Source organism: Leptospira idonii (assembly GCF_004770995.1).
GTDB lineage: Bacteria > Spirochaetota > Leptospiria > Leptospirales > Leptospiraceae > Leptospira_A > Leptospira_A idonii.
This window is the reverse complement of record NZ_RQHW01000031.1, coordinates 1-16,447: the sequence shown is the minus strand read 5'-3', so window position 1 is coordinate 16,447 and position 16,447 is coordinate 1. Positions and strand designations below refer to the sequence as shown.

Sequence of the window (16,447 nt, the reverse complement as noted above, 5' to 3'; positions counted from 1 at the left end):
TTCCAATTTAGAAAGTTGCAACAACGCCTAGCACCACACCATTTTGGTGAGATTTAGGATTTCCTTTTTCATCCGTGAACACAGGAGCTTTCGCTTGGTCACGTCTCAAGTCCAACTTGATGATGATGTTGTCTCCGTAGTAGTAAGTAGGAGTGATTGTAAAACTTTGTGCACTTCCTAAGTGATACTGCGTGTTGTTATTGTAGCCTAGACCGCTCATGTACTGAAGGTCGTATCTTCCGGTAAGGTTGTTGCTCACCCCGAGTGGACCACCATTTTTAGAGTCATCAATTCTTTCGTAACGACCTGCAAGTGCCCAAGAATCAGTGAATTTGTATCTGAACCATAAACCGTAAGTTTTATAAGTTCTTTTCGCAGTTGCACCGTCTCTTGTTAAGGACAATTTACCGACATCCGGAACTTCTACTTGTGTAGTAGGATCGTTCAAAGTAGCCGCCGCACCGCTTTTATCCCCTTGAGTATAGTCGAAGGAAACCAAAGTTCTGTCGTTAGGTGTGAAGTTGATGATAACGTTGTTGATCATCCAGTAGTCGTTTTTGTAACTAGCTCTAGTTGCAGGGATCGGTGAACCGTACAGCTCGTTCAACCAAACTTGTTCGTTGGTAGGACGTGCAGTAGTAACATCAACACCATACAATGTGTTCCAAACAAATTGCAATTTGTCTGAGATCACGTCGTATTTCAACTGAGTTCCAATCGCCTTATTTTTGTTGATACCGTCTTGGTAAACAGACATGTTTCCGTTGTTCAAACGGCTGATGTCGGATCCTGTTCCACCAACACTATTGTATAGATAAGCTGCGAAGTTGAGTTTATCTGTAATGGCAAGGTTCGCTCTTACACCGGTGTTGATGAAGGGGATTGTGTTAAAGAAGATGTACCCTATCGTGTAAACCGGGTTATCTTTCGATTCCAATACTTCATAACCGATGTGCGTCGCCATCTTACCCATATCAACTGTCATACCTTTCAAAACTGGGAAGTAAAAGGAAACATACGCTTGTTGCAACATGTTCATGTTTACTGTTCCGTTTGTTTGGTTATAAGGTGCTTCCTGATAAACGTTGTTTTGACCGTTTTGGAATACGACTCGGAAACCCCATGGGCTATCTTTCTCAGCAAGTTTTTGCAAATCTAAAGCAGCAGCTGCGACTCCGAATTGTTTGTTTTGCGTGTTAAAGGTACCGGAAGCATCCCGTTTCGCGCCTTCCACATTGTTCATGGTGTACATGTAGAATACATCTACATATCCCGAAACATTGATCTTATCGTACCAAGACTTCTCTTTTGTGTCCTGTGCCAAAAGGGAAGTTGATGCGAGAAGGGCAACAGAAGTTGCTAGAAGAGTATATTTATTTCTCATTTGCCTTTTCTCCTATGAGAGGACAGGTGCAAGTAATGTACCAGGAGAAAGGTTCCCAAAAAAAATAAACTTGTACTGGTTCTGAAACGAACAGGATTCACGCATCCTGAGTGCAGGATGAGTATTTTTTGCACATTTTTTGAAAGCGGCTGTAGGAGTTCCTACAAATCCCTTTTCGAAAACTTTACAAATTGTCTATAAATTGAGCAGACTGTGCTGATAAGTGAGCGAAGTGATTGTTATTTGGAGAGCGCAAAACTTGGTCCAGAAGGAAGTTGAGGAGTTCTCCGTACCTTTCTTTGGGGAGATTCGGATATAGTTTCTCCAAATCTTTCCCGTTGATTTGCAAATCGGACAAAAGCAGAGGGGGAGAAGTCTCCCAAACACCTTCCGCTTGTTTGGTCCAGTCCGGAAAAATCGTTTTTAAACAGGAAAAAAGATCTTCCGGAGTCATCTTACGTGTGTTTAGGTGTTTTTTGATCGGAGAAAGAAATTTCTTTCTAATCGGATATTCTTCGTTAGTTTGTTCTTTTTTAAGATTTTGTATCAGATCCAGGAAAAAAACAGCATCCTTTTGCATCTGATTCGAAAATTTCAATTTTTTCAGAGATGTTTCCGCCAAGGAAGATGAGACATAAGGATCAATTGCCAAGAGCCAAGCACCTAAAACAAAACCCAATTGGGTTTTAGGAAGGGTATCTTGCATAAGGAGGTATTCCCCGTTCGGTTTTACTTTTTCCTTTAGTTCCGGAATGAATAAGGAAAGAGTACCTTCCTCGAGAAGAAGAGTCAGAAGAACGGAAGGGGCAGGACCCAAGAAGGATTTGATGATCTCATCTTGCAGCCGTTCTACGGAAATTTTGGAAGTGATGTTTTTCGTTTTTGCGATCGCTTCTTTCGTATTGGATTCGATTTTGAACCCGAGCACGCTTGCGAATCTCATTGCCCGCACAGGACGGAGGCCGTCTTCGGTAAATCTTAAGATAGGATCTCCTATCGTTTTAATGATTCGATTGTTTATATCTTCTCTGCCTCCGTGCTCGTCTATGAGTTCGCCTGTCTCCAGGTTTAAGGCGAGTGCATTCATCGTAAAGTCACGGCGTTTTAAATCTTCACTGAGGTTTGTTCCGAATTCCACTTTATCGGGATGTCTTCCGTCCGTGTAATCCTTATCGATTCGATAAGTGGTGATTTCGTAATGGATTTTATCTTTAACTATAGTTACAGTTCCATGCTGAATTCCCGTTTCAATCACTTGTTTGAAAAGGGATTTTACGTGCTCTGGACGTGCGGAAGTGGTAAGATCGTATTCTTTCGGAACTTTGTTCATTACTAGGTCCCGAACGGAACCTCCCACTAAGTAGGATTCGAATCCCGCCTTTTTGAGAGTGGATTGAATGAAGGATAAATGGGAACGAAAGGGTTCCGGAATCGATAGAGCTAAGTCTGTTATTGGCAAGACTTACAAATACCCCTGAACACGATTTCTACGGATTCGGTTTGGAAACCTCTCAGTTGTTTTGCGGAAGGGATGCCGTTCCAAGGATCGTCGATACATTCTATTTTCCCGCAGGAATTACATACAAGATGGCCATGTGCTAAGGAAACCGTTTGGCTTCCTTCTTCTTTTAACTCGAAATAGGTGACTCGATCCGTCGAGTGAAGAGAGTTTAAAAGGTTTTTTTCCTCAAGGTCAGATAACGCACGATAAATGGTAACCCGATCCCAGGATTCGTCTTTCGGCAATTTTTCCATGATTTCATGGTGGTTCAGCGGCCTTCTGGACTCCTGGAGGATAGAAATAACTTTTTCCCTGTTTTTGGTCACTTTTAGACCGATTTTTTTCAGGATTTGTGAAGGATCGCCGATTGCCATACTTTGTTTATCTATTTAGACCGGGGTTTGTCTATTCTAAAATCACGGATTGTTTCCAGATTTCCAGATAACGAATGCCCCATTTTGTTTTGGTTCTAAGTAGAAGTTCAATTTCTTCCCCCTTCGATTTTGGTACAATCACTTTTGTAAGGGAGAGGTCGATTTGCCGGGAAAGAATCGACTCGATTTCGGAGAGACTGTCTGCAAATGCCTTTTCGCATTCTTTTTCCCTGCGTGCCAGAATGAGTTTATTCTCTTCACAGTAACGAGCCAGGGAAAAAACGGAGCCGGTTCTTTTGAGTTCGTCGAACTCGTCCACCGCCAAATTTTGTTTACATCCAATCAGAAGAAGCAGTGTAAAAAGAACTAGGAAAGAGAATTTCATGGTGAGTCTTGTGCCAAGTTTGCCAGAGCATCGGCTCGGGAATTTTGTTCTCTGGGAACATAAAGAATTTCAAAATATTCGAATTTTGTTTTCAACTGATCGCATTTTATTTTATATTTCAGAAGGTCCTGGTTTTTTACCTTGTATTCGCCTTTCATCTGTTTTACGACTAGCTCGGAATCGAGTCTGAATTTTACGATTTTTTCATCCCTGGAAAGAGCTTCTTCCATTCCTCTGGCCAAAGCACTCCATTCGGCGACATTATTCGTTGCATTTCCGATCTTTTCGGAAAGGAAAAAAATTTCTTCACCGTCTCTTGTCTGAGCGGAAACGCCTATCGTTGCAGGGCCTGGATTGCCTCGGGAAGAACCGTCGCAAAAAATAAAGAGAGCATCGCGATTGTGCATTGAAAGATAAATTCTTCATCCATAGAAAACTCACAAGGAGAAAAGGCAAAAAGGCGAATGAAACGGAAAAATTTTCCTTTAAAAAGGAAAAAGGCAGGACATTACCTAACAATCGCCATCTCTAGTATTAAGGACTTTCGATGACTTCTTCTCCATCCGGCACAGGCGCTCTTCAGATGTTTGAAAACCGTTTGCGTAAACTTAAAAAAGAAAGAGAAAAATGGGCCAAAAAGAATTCGATCGAATGTTATCGAGTCTATGACGAGGACATTCCTCAGGTTCCTGTGATCTTGGATCGTTATTCTGACTCTTTCGTATTGTATGATAGAAGTTCCTTACGTTTTCAAACGGAAGAAGAAAAAGAAGACCGCTTCTCACAAATTGCTAAGATTGTGGAAACTGTTTTTGCAATTCCTTCCGAATCCCTTTATTTAAAAAATAGAAAGAAACAAAAAGGGAGAGATCAATACGAAAAATTAAGCTCCCATTCTCGTTCCTTTTGGGTTAAAGAAAACCAAATTCAATTTTCCGTAAACTTATCCGACTATTTGGACACTGGTTTGTTTTTGGACCACCGAGTGACAAGAGAATGGTTCTCTAAAGAAGTGAAAGGTAAGTCCGTTTTAAATTTATTCTGTTATACCGGCTCTTTTACCGTATATTCTGCGATAGGCGGCGCTGCTTCCACTACAAGTGTCGATATGTCGAACACATATATCGATTGGGCAAAAACGAATCTTCTTCAAAACGGATTTTCCGGCAGAGATCACGAATTCGTATGTAAGGACGTTTTGGCATGGATTCGGGATGAAGCGAAAAATCCGAATCGTAAAAGATACGATATGATTTTTTTGGATCCTCCTACTTTTTCCAACAGCAAAAAAATGACGGAGGAGTGGGATGTTCAGGAGAATCATCGAAATTTGATCTTAACTCTTCTCACTAAATTTCTGACTGAAAAGGGAGAAATTTGGTTTTCGACTAATTTCCGTAAGTTTGCCTGGAATATTCCGGAAGAGGAATGGAAAGAAAGGGATTATCAATGCATTGATCTTTCCGAAAAAAGCATTCCTGAAGATTTCAGAGATAAAAAAATCCACAGATTGTATCGAATTGTCCCTGTTTGACGATTCGAAAGCTTATCTTTCTAAAAAAGGTTCGATTCTTTCCGCTAAAATTCTTCTATTTTCTCCGGATTGCAGTGCAAGAACCCCTCTTAAGATCGCCTGTCTTTCGTTACTTTGTCTTTTTGCGAAAGATTTCAATTGATTGGCAAGAGGCAGAAAGATCAAGTTTGCGAAGGAAATTCCGTAAAAAGTAGCGATGAATGCAGTCGCAATTCCTTGCCCTAATACTTTTGTTCCTCCTTCCAAATTTTCCAAAACACTGACAAGACCTAGAACGGTTCCTATGATTCCGATCGTAGGAGAAAAACCCGCCGCTGTTTCGAATACTTTTGCGGAACGAAGATCTTTTTTTTCCAACTCTTCGTGAGCATCCCAAAGAAGTTCTTCGATGGTTCTGGGATCGGATCCGTCTACGATCAATTGAACGCCTTTTTGTAGAAAAGGGTTCTTTAGCTTTTTCGCTTCTTCTTCTAAAGAAAGAAGTCCGTCTTTCCGTGCCTTTTCCCAGAAACGAAAAAAGATGGATTGTAGTTCGAGGGGTTCTTTTTCAAACAAAGAACTTTTTAAATCCCTAATGGATCGTGAAACCTGTGTTAGAGAGAAAGATGCTAAAGTCGCACCTAAGGTTCCTCCCAAAATCAGAAGAAAGGCAGGAAGATGTAAAAACGATCGAAGGGAAGCTCCTTCGATTAGGATTGCCACAAGGACGGATAAAACGGCCGCTAATATGCCTAAGATACTGGTATTCATCATTGAATCCTTGCTTCTTTCATTTCAGGACGAACATAAACTCGTCTGGAGGAATCTTTCTTTTCGATGAGTTCGTTCTTCAGTCTTTCCCAAATCACAGATTGAGGATTTTCTTTGAACCTCGTTAGAATCAAAGGCTCCGCCTCTTTCCAGTTTTCCTGATTCAGATACAGCCTAACTTTAACTAACTCCAATTCATTGGCAAGTTCAATCTGATTTTTGGCTCTGTAATATCTTTCCAGGTTGGACATGTTTTTTAATGCATTGTTCCAATCTCCCAGAGACTCGAACATAGGGACTAAAGTGTTCCAAGCGAATTCCTGAAATTCAGGTTCTAAAGAAAGATCTTCCAGAATGGGAATAAAATCTGGTTCGGGAGTTGCATACTTCAAACTGTTGTACGCGATGCGAAGGAGATCTTTTTTAGGTGTTTCGAATTTACGCGCCAATGCGATCGCATCCAGAGCCAGTTTATTCTGGCCTAGTTCGTGGTAATAACTGGCATAAGACGAATAAGATTCGTAATATGAGTGTTTAATGGTGAGGGCGTCTTTCCTCAAATCTCCGCCTGAGAAACGGATGATGGAATCCAAAACATTCTGCGCTTCTTCCGGAGAGGCATTCTCCAATCTTTCATGGAAGTATTTGATTCTCCAGTCTTTAGGAAGATCGGAGGAAAAATCCACAGGAAGTTTCATATAAGAAGGATAATAAACATCGAAACTCCAGAAGCTCAATCTTTGTAGCAGGGAAAGGGCATTGATATGATGAGTAGGGTTGTTTTTGTTTCGACTTACAAAGATTAGGAAAGGATGAGTTTCTTCGCTCAATCTTTCGATATAAGAAATGATTTGCGATTGATTGTTCTTTAAACTCAAAATTACGATTTTATCTTCGATTTCCGATTTTTTAGGAAGGAAATTATTGGAAGGAAAAGGCAGAATCGATCTGTAAAATATAAAGTGATCCGTCTTCATATCCAGATTAAGGATTTGAAAAGGGATAGGATCATAAATCTCGTTTTTGGAAAAAGGAAGACTGGTTCTAATGGAAGGAGGATAGAAAAATATCACCGCAAGAAGAGATGTGATACAAAACATTAGAACTTTAGGAAGTCGTGTGATATTTTTTTGCCTTAGGTAAGGAAGTGTGAGAATAGGAACGAACAAAAGAGCCAGAAGGGATCGAATCCCCAACATAATGTTCCAATGATAAAGCAATAAAGAGAGGCCGATGTATCCTGCCGCTTCCAAACTTACGAATATATATTCTTTTTGTTTTGTTTCGTTCGGTTTGAAAAATCCTATGATTCCTCCTAATAAGATACAGAGCGCGATATAAAACGAATTCCAATACGATTGGTAGATAAAAAAGAAAAAAGCTACTACTAGAAGAATCCTTGCGATCAAAAAAACCGCCTTCGTTTCTCGTTTAATACTTGTTACTAAGGATAAAATCCTTCCGAAAAAAACGGAAAACGAAATGGATAGGATCAAAGGGATCTTCGGGCCGGGTTGAAAGTACAAATGCAAAAAACAATAAGCTAGAAGCAAAGAGAGCGCAGATCTGTAAAAAGGAGCGAATAACGGGTGTCTTCCTATTTTGGATCTGATTTTATAAAACCTGAGGGAAAAAGGAGACTTCTGCAAAAAAGTGCTCAGTAAATAAATTTCGAGTAATGTGAAAAGAATAAGCAGGATCGTCTTTAGAGAATAACCGTGGTTGGGGTCGAATAGGGAGTGAAACGTGAATAAGGTGATTCCTAAAGCGAAACTTAAAAAACGGTAATCTCTCAAGGAACCGGAGTATAATCCTGCGACGAAACTTCCTACGGCTCCTCCTACCAAAATCAAATCGAAGGAGAATATGTAATCGATCAGAAATTCGGAAGCGGATTCCCGAAATACCCAAACCCATTCCGTAAGGATCAGGACACATAATACGATGGTGAGCGGTTTGGGGAGATTTTGAGAATATTTTCTATATACGAATCCGAATCCGAACCCCGCTGTCAAAATTCCCTGTAGAATCGGAAGGGCAGAATCGCTTGTATCCACCAAACTCAATTCACGGGAAGAAATGTAAAAAAGCAGAGATAGAAAATAACCGAAAGATAAGCTTAAACTAAATTCGAGAGAAGGGAAAAGACCTGTTTCCCAAAAACGTTTCCATTGAGAATCCATGTAAGTGGTAACCAAATTTTAGGATCGGTACGGAAAAGAAACTAAAGAAAATTCGAAATCATTTGGCGCTGCACAAAATATTTGACCGAAACTGTCGACTTGCCGACATTGACATTAGCCATGCTTACGTTCTTGTCATTTTCTTTCCTAGCGATCTATGGATTAGACATAGTATTCCTTTTTTACTTCGGCCTACATACCTACCTCATGGTATTTCTATACAGCAGGTTTAAACAAAACTGTGCCGAAGAACCGGAATCCATAGTTTCCAGAAACGACAAAAAATTGCCTGTGGTAACTGTTCAATTGCCTATCTTTAACGAGTTTTATGTGATTGATCGTCTTGTGGATGCTGCCTGCGCTTTGGATTATCCGAAAGACAAACTCCAAATTCAGGTTTTGGACGACTCTACGGACGAGACCATCGAGAAGGTAAGAGGGCTCGTTCATTCCTATGCGCAAAAAGGAATTTGGATCGAACACCTTCATAGAACCAATCGAAGAGGTCACAAAGCAGGTGCGTTAGACGAAGGGATGGCAAAAGCGAAAGGCGAATTCATCGCTATTTTCGATGCTGATTTTACTCCTGAACCCGATTTTTTACTTAGAACTATGGGATATTTCAAAGATCCTATCATCGGAATGGTGCAAACCAGATGGGGTCACTTAAACGAAAATTACAACATTCTTACCAAAGCGCAAAGTTTCGGAATCGACGGTCACTTTATGATCGAGCAAGTAGCTCGTAACGGTTCCGATCTTTGGATGAACTTCAACGGAACTGCAGGGATCTGGCGTCGTTCTTGTATTGAAGATGCGGGCGGATGGGAACACGATACTCTTACGGAAGATTTCGATCTATCTTACCGTGCCGAATTGAAAGGATGGAAATTCCGTTACATCAAAGATGTGGTATGTAAGGCAGAGATTCCTGCGACCATGAATGCATACAAATCCCAACAATTCCGTTGGTGCAAAGGTTCGATCCAAACCGCAGTGAAATTGATTCCTAGAATTTGGAACTCCAACGAATCTTGGAAGATCAAAGCGGAAGCGATCACCCACTTAATCAATTATTCCGTTCATCCTTTGATGATCATCAATATCCTTCTGACAGCTCCTCTCTTACTGATGGAATACTGGGCAGGTTTCAAAATGGATGACCTTCCGATGGAAATCCTTTTCGGTTCAGCGGCCATCCTTTCCATCGGTTCTTTGGGACCGGTGATCTTCTACGCATATTCTCAAAGAGAAATCCATAAGGAATGGAAAAGCAAACTCATCTATCTGCCAATTTTGGTGATGATCGGAACGGGAATCGCTGTGATGAACACTTACGCTTGGATGGAAGCGGTTTTCGGAATTCAATCCGGATTCAAGAGAACTCCTAAACTTCGCATCGAGGGCGGAGCAGAGAATCTGAAAGAAAAGATGAAATATGTGGTACCTGTGGATTACCGCGCTATTTTAGAATTCTTTATGGGATCCTACTGCCTATTTTGCATTTATCTTTCCTTTTTGGTCGGAAAACCGTACATCATAGGATTTATGGTTCTCTACGCCATCGGGTTTTACTATGTTTCCTTCCTGTCTGTGGCTGAATCTTACTGGAAATTTAAGCCGGCCACCAAGGAAGAAAAAGAGGCAAGTGCCCTCGCCTAAGGTCTGGCAGGGTACTTTACTTGACGAAACGGCCTTCTTTTAAAAGCTGTACATTCAACTTAGGTTCAGGGGTCTTCCATGAGTGAAAAAGTCTACTGCGCGAACTGCTTGCATTGTGTCGTTGTTCGCCAATACGAATCGGAACAGGACAAATACATTCTCCGAGTGAAATGTAATAAGAAAAAATGGTCCAAACGTTCTGGAGAAGAAAAACTCTATAAATACTTTACTGTAGCTCGAAGAATGCAAACCAACTGCGAATTTTACGAAGAAATGGGAGAGATTTTGCCTTATATCAAAAATCTCAAAAAAGAACTCCCAATCAAAGATGAAATTTACATGGTGAAAGCCGTCTAGTCAGACTAAGGAAGTGTTGTTCCCTAGGCTTCCTCGCGCCTTTACCCGGAAATTTCATAAAATAGAAAACAAACGGGAGCGGACGATTCAGGGAAATTTCCTGATCCCCGTTCCTCCGGGAAGCGAAATTCCGAATGTATTTCCCAAGCGAGTCGAGCTTGGGGAGGTTTTAGTCGAAACAGGATCCTTACGTATCCTGGCACCAGTCAATGGAGTTGCTTCCCTTACGGAAAGCCGCTCCCATTTTCAAATCAAACAAGACGGTGGTTGGAGAACTCAATCTCCTTATTCTTCTAAGAGTTACACATACGAAGAATTATTGAATACATTCCAAAAAGGTGCTCTTGCTTCTTTGGATTTTCCTTCCGTTTCTCTTCAGACTTATTTCTCTTATTTTTCGAGCCAAAAAGAATTCAATATCATTCTTTCTCCTTATTCTCGTTACAATCATTTGGATTTCAAAGAAATGATCGAATCCGAGATGGCGGACGCCTTCTCTCAGTTCGGTGCTCTTTTGCAGTCTGTTTTTCCTAAGGCGGTTTTGCAGAACTATTTCCTCGCTGAAAAACTGGAGTACAAACACCCGGATGGAATCCCGGAATATCTCATTCATACTAAAATGGGATTAGGAATCGAAGAAGCGAACCATTCCTTACGTCATTGTGAACTTCTCTATTTAGGCGCAGAAACCATCTTCCATATATTACGAATGTTATATTATGGAGAGCCGTTTACGAGAAGGCATCTTTCCGTTTGTCTTGTGGATAAAAAAGGCAGATTGGATACAGAACCCAGACAATTTCTTTTGACGAACGGTCAGGCTTTGGATTTTATACCTCAGAACATCGATCAGCGTTATAAAGTGGCGAGTTTCCAAGGGATGTTCGAACCGATCCAATCCGTCGAAATTCATTCATTAGGAAATTTTAATATTTACGAGCATTACAATCTTACTCTTTACGAAAGACTTCCTGTCATTCGAAATGAATTCGCATGTATAGACTGTTATGAATGTAATACCTATTGTCCTACGAAAGCAAATCCTTTGGCCCTTGTTAAAACAAGAGAAGACGAATTTTTGAAATCTTCCTGCATTGAATGCGGGATCTGCACTTTATATTGTCCTTCCGGAATCGATATCCGAGCTCGTATCTTGGAGGCGAAAGAGTCTTAATGATACGAAATCTTTATATATTGTCGGAAGGAAGTTGGGGAATCAAATCCTCCGAGATATTCGCAGACCTGTTTTATTTTATCTCTCTTCTTGCCGTATACGGTTTGTTCTTATTTTTTCAACCGGGCGTGTATCTAGTCTCAACAATTCTTTGTTTGGTGCTTTCCGGTTTGTATTATTACTACCTGCTTCGTACTAAAAATCATATTTATCCTATCGCAATCGCATCTCAAATTTTACTTTATCTTTTGCTTCTTCCTTTGCCTTTGTTTCATCCTGCAGTTGTAGTATTGGCGTTACTTTCCGGTTTTTTCTTTCATGCAGTGGTTTCTCAAAACTACTCAGTAAAGATTCCTGTCTTCTGGTATCTGCTTCTGTTTTCTTTTATATGGGATTCCGTATTTTCACTGATGGGGTTGGGCTTTCGATCTCAAAATCCTGCATCTTTGTTTTTCCCGGGAAGAGGCGAGGTGGATCCCGCATCTCTCGGTCCTAATTTCGCATTACCTTTGTTTCGTGGTGCAAACTTCACCGCGGAACCTTTCCGCTCCAGTTTTGAAATTTTATCTACTTATGTCTTAATCGGAATCTCATGGGTAGCCTTCCGCAGACCTGTATTGTTCTTTTACTTTTTGGGTTGGATTTTGCTCTATTCTGTCATGGGATTCTCTACGATTCCTTTGCCGTTTGCCTGGATTGTGAGCTTTTCCTCGGTTTCTTTGATTTCTCATATCTCACCGGGAAGAAATTTTTATGGCTCTTTTTTCGTTACCATATTTGGTTTTATTATTGTATTACCGATTTCTTTCTTAATTGCCAAATTGAATGGAAATCCGTTTCTCATATTTATGCTTTTTTTTCCCTTGGAAGGAGTCTTTGTTAGGGTTTTTCTTGGAAAATAACCCTGTCTAAAAATTATGGAAGTAATACTCCTATGAATCAACTCCTGGAGATTCTGGAACCTAAGAATATCATTTTTGATTTCGCAGCTTCTTCTAAAGAAGAAGCGATCCGCAAAATGATTTCTCATATGGTCGCTACATCCACGCTAGATGCCGCAAATGAAGAAGAGATCGTCTCTTCTTTGTTAAGCAGAGAAAAGTCCATGTCCACGGGAATCGGAAGCGGAGTTGCCATTCCTCACTGTTCTGTCCATTATGTGAATGAATTGAAATGTTCGATGGCGATTGCTCCGCAAGGAATCGACTTCGAGGCTTTGGATCATTCCTTGGTGCAAATCTTCATCATGTTGATCGTTCCCAAAAATAAATTCCAAGATCACATCAAAACATTGGCACTCATCGCAAAAACTTTAAATATTCCTGAGGAAAGAGAGAAGCTCATCAAAGCGAAAAACTTTGAAGAGATTCAAAAGGCATTTCTTTCTTAAGCCTAAATCTGTGAAATCGGAACTCATCCGTTTTTTCCTGTTTTTGTTTTTACTCAGCCTCATCGCCAGTTCCATCTCTTCATTCCGTTCCAAAGACAAAGCTTATCTCTATGCGGATGGAGGTTTAACTCAAGTTACATCTAACGAAAACGATTCCATCCTTACTTCTTTTGTTCTGCCGTTCGGGGAATTTTGGAAAAATATTCTCTTAGAAAACGGAGGCAAAACGGAAAGCGGGGAATCGGTTTATTCTCACATCTTTTCCCGATTTCTTCCCACTTTGCATCTGTCCTTATTTGCGATTCTTTTCGGATCCGTCGGAGGGATCGTAATATCTTTGTTCGCTTTGTATCTAGGTTCTCGAACGTTAGATCTGTTTTTTAAGTCCGTTTCCGAAATCATACTGTCGACTCCCATCTTTGTCGCAGCCGTTTTGCTTCTTCTTTTCTTTTTTTATAAATGGGAGCTTTTTCCTCCCGGCGGATATGAACCGTGGAACACATATTATGTGGTTTTGCCCGGACTGGCTTTAGGAATGAGGGTATTCGCACGCATTTATATCTTCCAATCGAAAGAAGTTTGGCAAGAGGCAGATTCTCAATACGTCCTTCTTCTGAAAACCAGAGGTTATCCTTGGAGGCATATCGTTTTTAGGGAAATTTTTCTGAAACTTTTTCCTGTGACTATGATTCTCATCGTTTTGGATTTCGGATCCTTATTGTCGGGAGCTATGGTAGTAGAAGAGATTTTCTTTTTTCCTGGAATCGGTAAGTCCTTATATTTTTCTATCAAATCGATGGATTCTCGGCTTCTTGCCACCTTACTCTTGTACACGGGAATCGTATTTTACATCGTAAATCGATCTGCGCTTTATTGGCAGAAAAAACTTTCCGGGGAAGGGGAACATGCCTGAATCTCTGAAAAATCCCCGAAATTGGGTGAGGGTTTTGTTTCTCGCTTTGGTTTTATTCGGATGTTTCAAAAATGCTTCTCCGAATGAAGTGAACTTGTCTTTTGCGGGAGAAAAAGCTTTTTTATCTGCGGAACATCCTCTTGGATGCGATCGTTTGGGAAGAGACAATATCGCTCTTTTTTCTTACGGTGCAGTCGCTACGATACTTCTCTGCATTCCTGCGAGAGCCGTTACTTTGCTCGTATCTTTTTTCTTTTCTTTTTTGTCTTATATTCGCAAAAGCCGTTATTCGTTGTTCGTTGAAACTTTCTCTTCCGTCTTTTTATCCTTACCTTCTCTTCTGGTCGCTTTGGTTGTGCTTGCCGTTTTTCCGGAAACAAAATTGACTCTTCTTTTTGCGATCGTACTTTCCGATTGGGCGATGAGCTACGAATCGATTCAAGCGAAGATCAGAGATGTGAGGCAAAGCGGATATGTCGCTGCCTCTCTTTCGTTAGGTGGAAGTTCCGGACATGTTTTTATCGTTCATTTCTTGCCGGCTCTTCGTAATTTGTTCGAATATTTGTTTTTAACCGGGATTCCTTCCGTGATCATGACTACCGCCCTTTTTTCCTATTTGGGAGTGGATACAAGTTTATTCGATTGGGGTCCCGGACTAGGAGAACAAATTTCTTTTTCCAAAGATTATTTTGAGAAGACACCTGTTTCGGTTTTGCTTCCCATACTCGGTATCATAGGTTTGGTTTATTCTTTCGGTAGGGATGAAAAATAAATTCGGGATGAAGCGACTTGTCAGTTTTTTACTTCTAGTTGCGTTCTTTTGCCAAATATTTCCGCTCTTTGCGGTGGATCAATATTATCGTTTTCCGGAACAATCCGTAAAGGGTTTTGTCGATTTCGAGAAAAAAAGAAAACTCTGTCTCTTTCCTTTTCGATCTTCGCACAAAGAGGAAAAATTCTCTTATCTATCCAAAGGTCTTCCATCCGTATTATTCTCTGATTTAAGAAATTTAGAATATATTTATATAGAACATCCTCATCCTCAAATTGTGTATCATTCTTTCGGGAAAAATCCCGAGAAAACTCTGCAGGAAAAATTGGATGCGGAATCTTCCGGTAAAAAAAAGAAAAAACGAGATATTCAAAACTTGGATGATCTGGCGGATCTTCGTGCAGGCAGAAAAAATCTAAAACCCGAAAAAGATCCTAGATACATCAAACTGGAATTGAAGCAGATTTTCGAAATCAAACCTCCTTTTTTCGAAGATGTATATTCTCTCGCTTCCAAATACGAATGTGACTTTACTCTTACCGGGGAATTTACAGCAACGGATCTGGACCTCAAACTGGATGCGGAATTGTTCGATGAATACGAAGGGAAGACGCTTAAATTTTCCCATCAAACAAGCTTCGTTCGCGCCTACCAAGAAATGGCCCCTTTGGGAGAAAAAATCCGCAAGTCTCTTCAGGGAAAAGAAACCACTACCGTACAAATTGAAACCTCCGGCGCCGAATCTTCTTTGGTTTATATCGACGGAGTTTATCTGGGAAAAACTCCCTTATTGGATAAGAAGTTTCCGATCGGTAAACGAGAGTTATTCGTATTTCTGGAGGGACATGCTCCTTATAAACAAACCATTCATTTGGAATCGGGAAAGTCGTTTTATCTGGACATCAAGCTGAATCAGATCAAAAATACTGCTTCCCTCTCTGTGACTTCCGAAGAGGAAGATGCGGATGTCTATTTGGGAGTTCAATTTTTAGGAAAAACTCCTTTGGAAAACGTTGCCATTCCTACGGGAATGAATCGTTTGCGGGTTTCCAAAGAGGGCTTTGTGGATTCATTTCGCCCTGTAGACGCTAAGGAAGGGGAACTCTCCCGCTTTCATGTGACACTTCGTCCGGGAAAATCTTCGATTTATTATCCGAACAAACAGAACGTATTTTTAGATCATACCTATAAGGACTTTGCCACCTATTCTATGTACGGCTCTCTTCTTTTTTATGCAGGTTATTTGTATTTCAATTATGCAGGAAACAAAGCGATTGAGGCTGCCAGGCCGCAGGTAACTTGGGTGAATACCGCTGCGTTTCAGGCGGCGTTGTCTGGAAATCCGGATCAGTTCTGGATGTGGTATGCGTATCAAAAATCGATCATTGATCCTGCCGAGAGCAAACGAGATCATTACAAGGATTTGGCGGGAACTCTTCCTATGGAAAACAGGCGCAATCGTCAGTTGGTGGGAGGAGTGATGGTCGTAGGGATCGGACTCATGTTTGTTTCTGCGATCACTTTTTTCGCATTAGGATTGGATGAAGAGTCTTTCGATATAGGTTTTCTTCCTTCCAAACAACCGGCAGGAGGAGTGTATTCCTCCAATGCGAATGGAGTTTTTATGCCGGACTCCTACAGTTACTTTCAATACAATCTGCGCTTCTAACTCATAGAAGAATTGTGTCAGAGAATTTGTATTTTATAAAGTTCTAAACCTTTTGTTTTTGACGTATCTTATTTACATTCGGAAAATCCGCTATGTCCGTTGTTTGTTGGAACTACCTCTCCCTTTTTTCGAAAGAAAGCCTTGTCTCCATCGATCGTATTTTTTTGTTCGTTTTGTGTCGTGTAACGGTCTTAAGCTTATTGCCTAACGTATGTTTAATTCTCCGAGAGGATATATTTTCTCCTCTTGTAATGAGACATAATTCCGCATCATTTTCCCTCTTTTTTGCGCTCTAAAAATCTAATTTTTGAAGCGTAACTTGGAAAATTTTTATAAAACTTAATTGACGGCTTAGCACATAATTGTAAGTTGGTTTTTACCGACGGGCACGTGAGCGTG

General features: G+C 40.6%; 16 protein-coding genes. 9 read left to right on the top strand and 7 right to left on the bottom strand.

All coding sequences use genetic code 11. The features are described 5' to 3' along the window. Positions 1-7 precede the first annotated feature (7 nt). From EHS15_RS08455 to EHS15_RS08435, 5 genes are all read right to left on the bottom strand, one after another. Positions 8-1,384, bottom strand: coding sequence for an outer membrane beta-barrel protein (locus EHS15_RS08455; RefSeq protein ID WP_135760128.1), 1,377 nt, complete (start codon positions 1,382-1,384; stop codon positions 8-10). A 184-nt stretch (positions 1,385-1,568) separates the two neighbouring features. Next, positions 1,569-2,843: a CCA tRNA nucleotidyltransferase gene (locus EHS15_RS08450; protein WP_135760127.1), complete on the bottom strand. Its 1,275-nt coding sequence runs from the start codon at positions 2,841-2,843 to the stop codon at positions 1,569-1,571. Continuing rightward, positions 2,834-3,259: a Fur family transcriptional regulator gene (locus EHS15_RS08445; protein WP_135760126.1), complete on the bottom strand. Its 426-nt coding sequence runs from the start codon at positions 3,257-3,259 to the stop codon at positions 2,834-2,836. The genes EHS15_RS08450 and EHS15_RS08445 overlap by 10 nt, the downstream gene beginning before the upstream one ends. A gap of 31 nt (positions 3,260-3,290) precedes the next feature. Next, positions 3,291-3,644, bottom strand: a complete 354-nt coding sequence (locus tag EHS15_RS08440; RefSeq protein ID WP_135760125.1) for a hypothetical protein — start codon at positions 3,642-3,644, stop codon at positions 3,291-3,293. Beyond that, positions 3,641-4,051, bottom strand: a complete 411-nt coding sequence (locus EHS15_RS08435; RefSeq protein WP_135760124.1) for a ribonuclease HI family protein — start codon at positions 4,049-4,051, stop codon at positions 3,641-3,643. The genes EHS15_RS08440 and EHS15_RS08435 overlap by 4 nt, the downstream gene beginning before the upstream one ends. A gap of 140 nt (positions 4,052-4,191) precedes the next feature. Between EHS15_RS08435 and EHS15_RS08430 the strand changes: the two genes are divergently transcribed. Then, a complete protein-coding gene (locus tag EHS15_RS08430) occupies positions 4,192-5,178 on the top strand; it encodes a class I SAM-dependent methyltransferase (protein ID WP_135760123.1) in 987 nt (328 codons plus the stop codon). A 12-nt stretch (positions 5,179-5,190) separates the two neighbouring features. Here the strand turns inward: EHS15_RS08430 and EHS15_RS08425 are convergent, their stop codons facing one another. Further along, on the bottom strand, positions 5,191-5,928 hold the full coding sequence (locus EHS15_RS08425; protein ID WP_210416327.1) for a motility protein A: 738 nt from the start codon (positions 5,926-5,928) through the stop codon (positions 5,191-5,193). After that, a complete protein-coding gene (locus EHS15_RS08420) occupies positions 5,928-8,111 on the bottom strand; it encodes a hypothetical protein (protein ID WP_135760121.1) in 2,184 nt (727 codons plus the stop codon). Before EHS15_RS08420 ends, EHS15_RS08425 begins: the two co-directional genes overlap by 1 nt. Positions 8,112-8,231: 120 nt before the next feature. Here EHS15_RS08420 and EHS15_RS08415 point away from each other — a divergent pair, with 120 nt between their 5' ends. The 8 genes from EHS15_RS08415 (at position 8,232) to EHS15_RS08380 (ending at position 16,048) form a co-directional block, all read left to right on the top strand. Continuing rightward, entirely contained in the window at positions 8,232-9,773 is a 1,542-nt protein-coding gene (locus EHS15_RS08415) for a cellulose synthase family protein (protein ID WP_135760270.1), read from the top strand. Positions 9,774-9,851: 78 nt separating this feature from the next. Beyond that, on the top strand, positions 9,852-10,130 hold the full coding sequence (locus EHS15_RS08410) for a hypothetical protein (protein WP_109020131.1): 279 nt from the start codon (positions 9,852-9,854) through the stop codon (positions 10,128-10,130). 13 nt (positions 10,131-10,143) lie between these two features. Further along, positions 10,144-11,304, top strand: coding sequence for an oxidoreductase (locus tag EHS15_RS08405; RefSeq protein ID WP_135760120.1), 1,161 nt, complete (start codon positions 10,144-10,146; stop codon positions 11,302-11,304). Further along, positions 11,304-12,206: a hypothetical protein gene (locus tag EHS15_RS08400; protein WP_135760119.1), complete on the top strand. Its 903-nt coding sequence runs from the start codon at positions 11,304-11,306 to the stop codon at positions 12,204-12,206. Before EHS15_RS08405 ends, EHS15_RS08400 begins: the two co-directional genes overlap by 1 nt. Positions 12,207-12,238: 32 nt before the next feature. Continuing rightward, a complete protein-coding gene (locus EHS15_RS08395) occupies positions 12,239-12,694 on the top strand; it encodes a PTS sugar transporter subunit IIA (RefSeq protein ID WP_135760118.1) in 456 nt (151 codons plus the stop codon). 10 nt (positions 12,695-12,704) lie between these two features. Beyond that, a complete protein-coding gene (locus EHS15_RS08390) occupies positions 12,705-13,607 on the top strand; it encodes an ABC transporter permease subunit (RefSeq protein WP_135760269.1) in 903 nt (300 codons plus the stop codon). Continuing rightward, a complete protein-coding gene (locus EHS15_RS08385) occupies positions 13,600-14,379 on the top strand; it encodes an ABC transporter permease subunit (RefSeq protein WP_135760117.1) in 780 nt (259 codons plus the stop codon). The genes EHS15_RS08390 and EHS15_RS08385 overlap by 8 nt, the downstream gene beginning before the upstream one ends. Beyond that, positions 14,369-16,048: a PEGA domain-containing protein gene (locus EHS15_RS08380; RefSeq protein WP_135760116.1), complete on the top strand. Its 1,680-nt coding sequence runs from the start codon at positions 14,369-14,371 to the stop codon at positions 16,046-16,048. The genes EHS15_RS08385 and EHS15_RS08380 overlap by 11 nt, the downstream gene beginning before the upstream one ends. Positions 16,049-16,447: the final 399 nt, after the last annotated feature.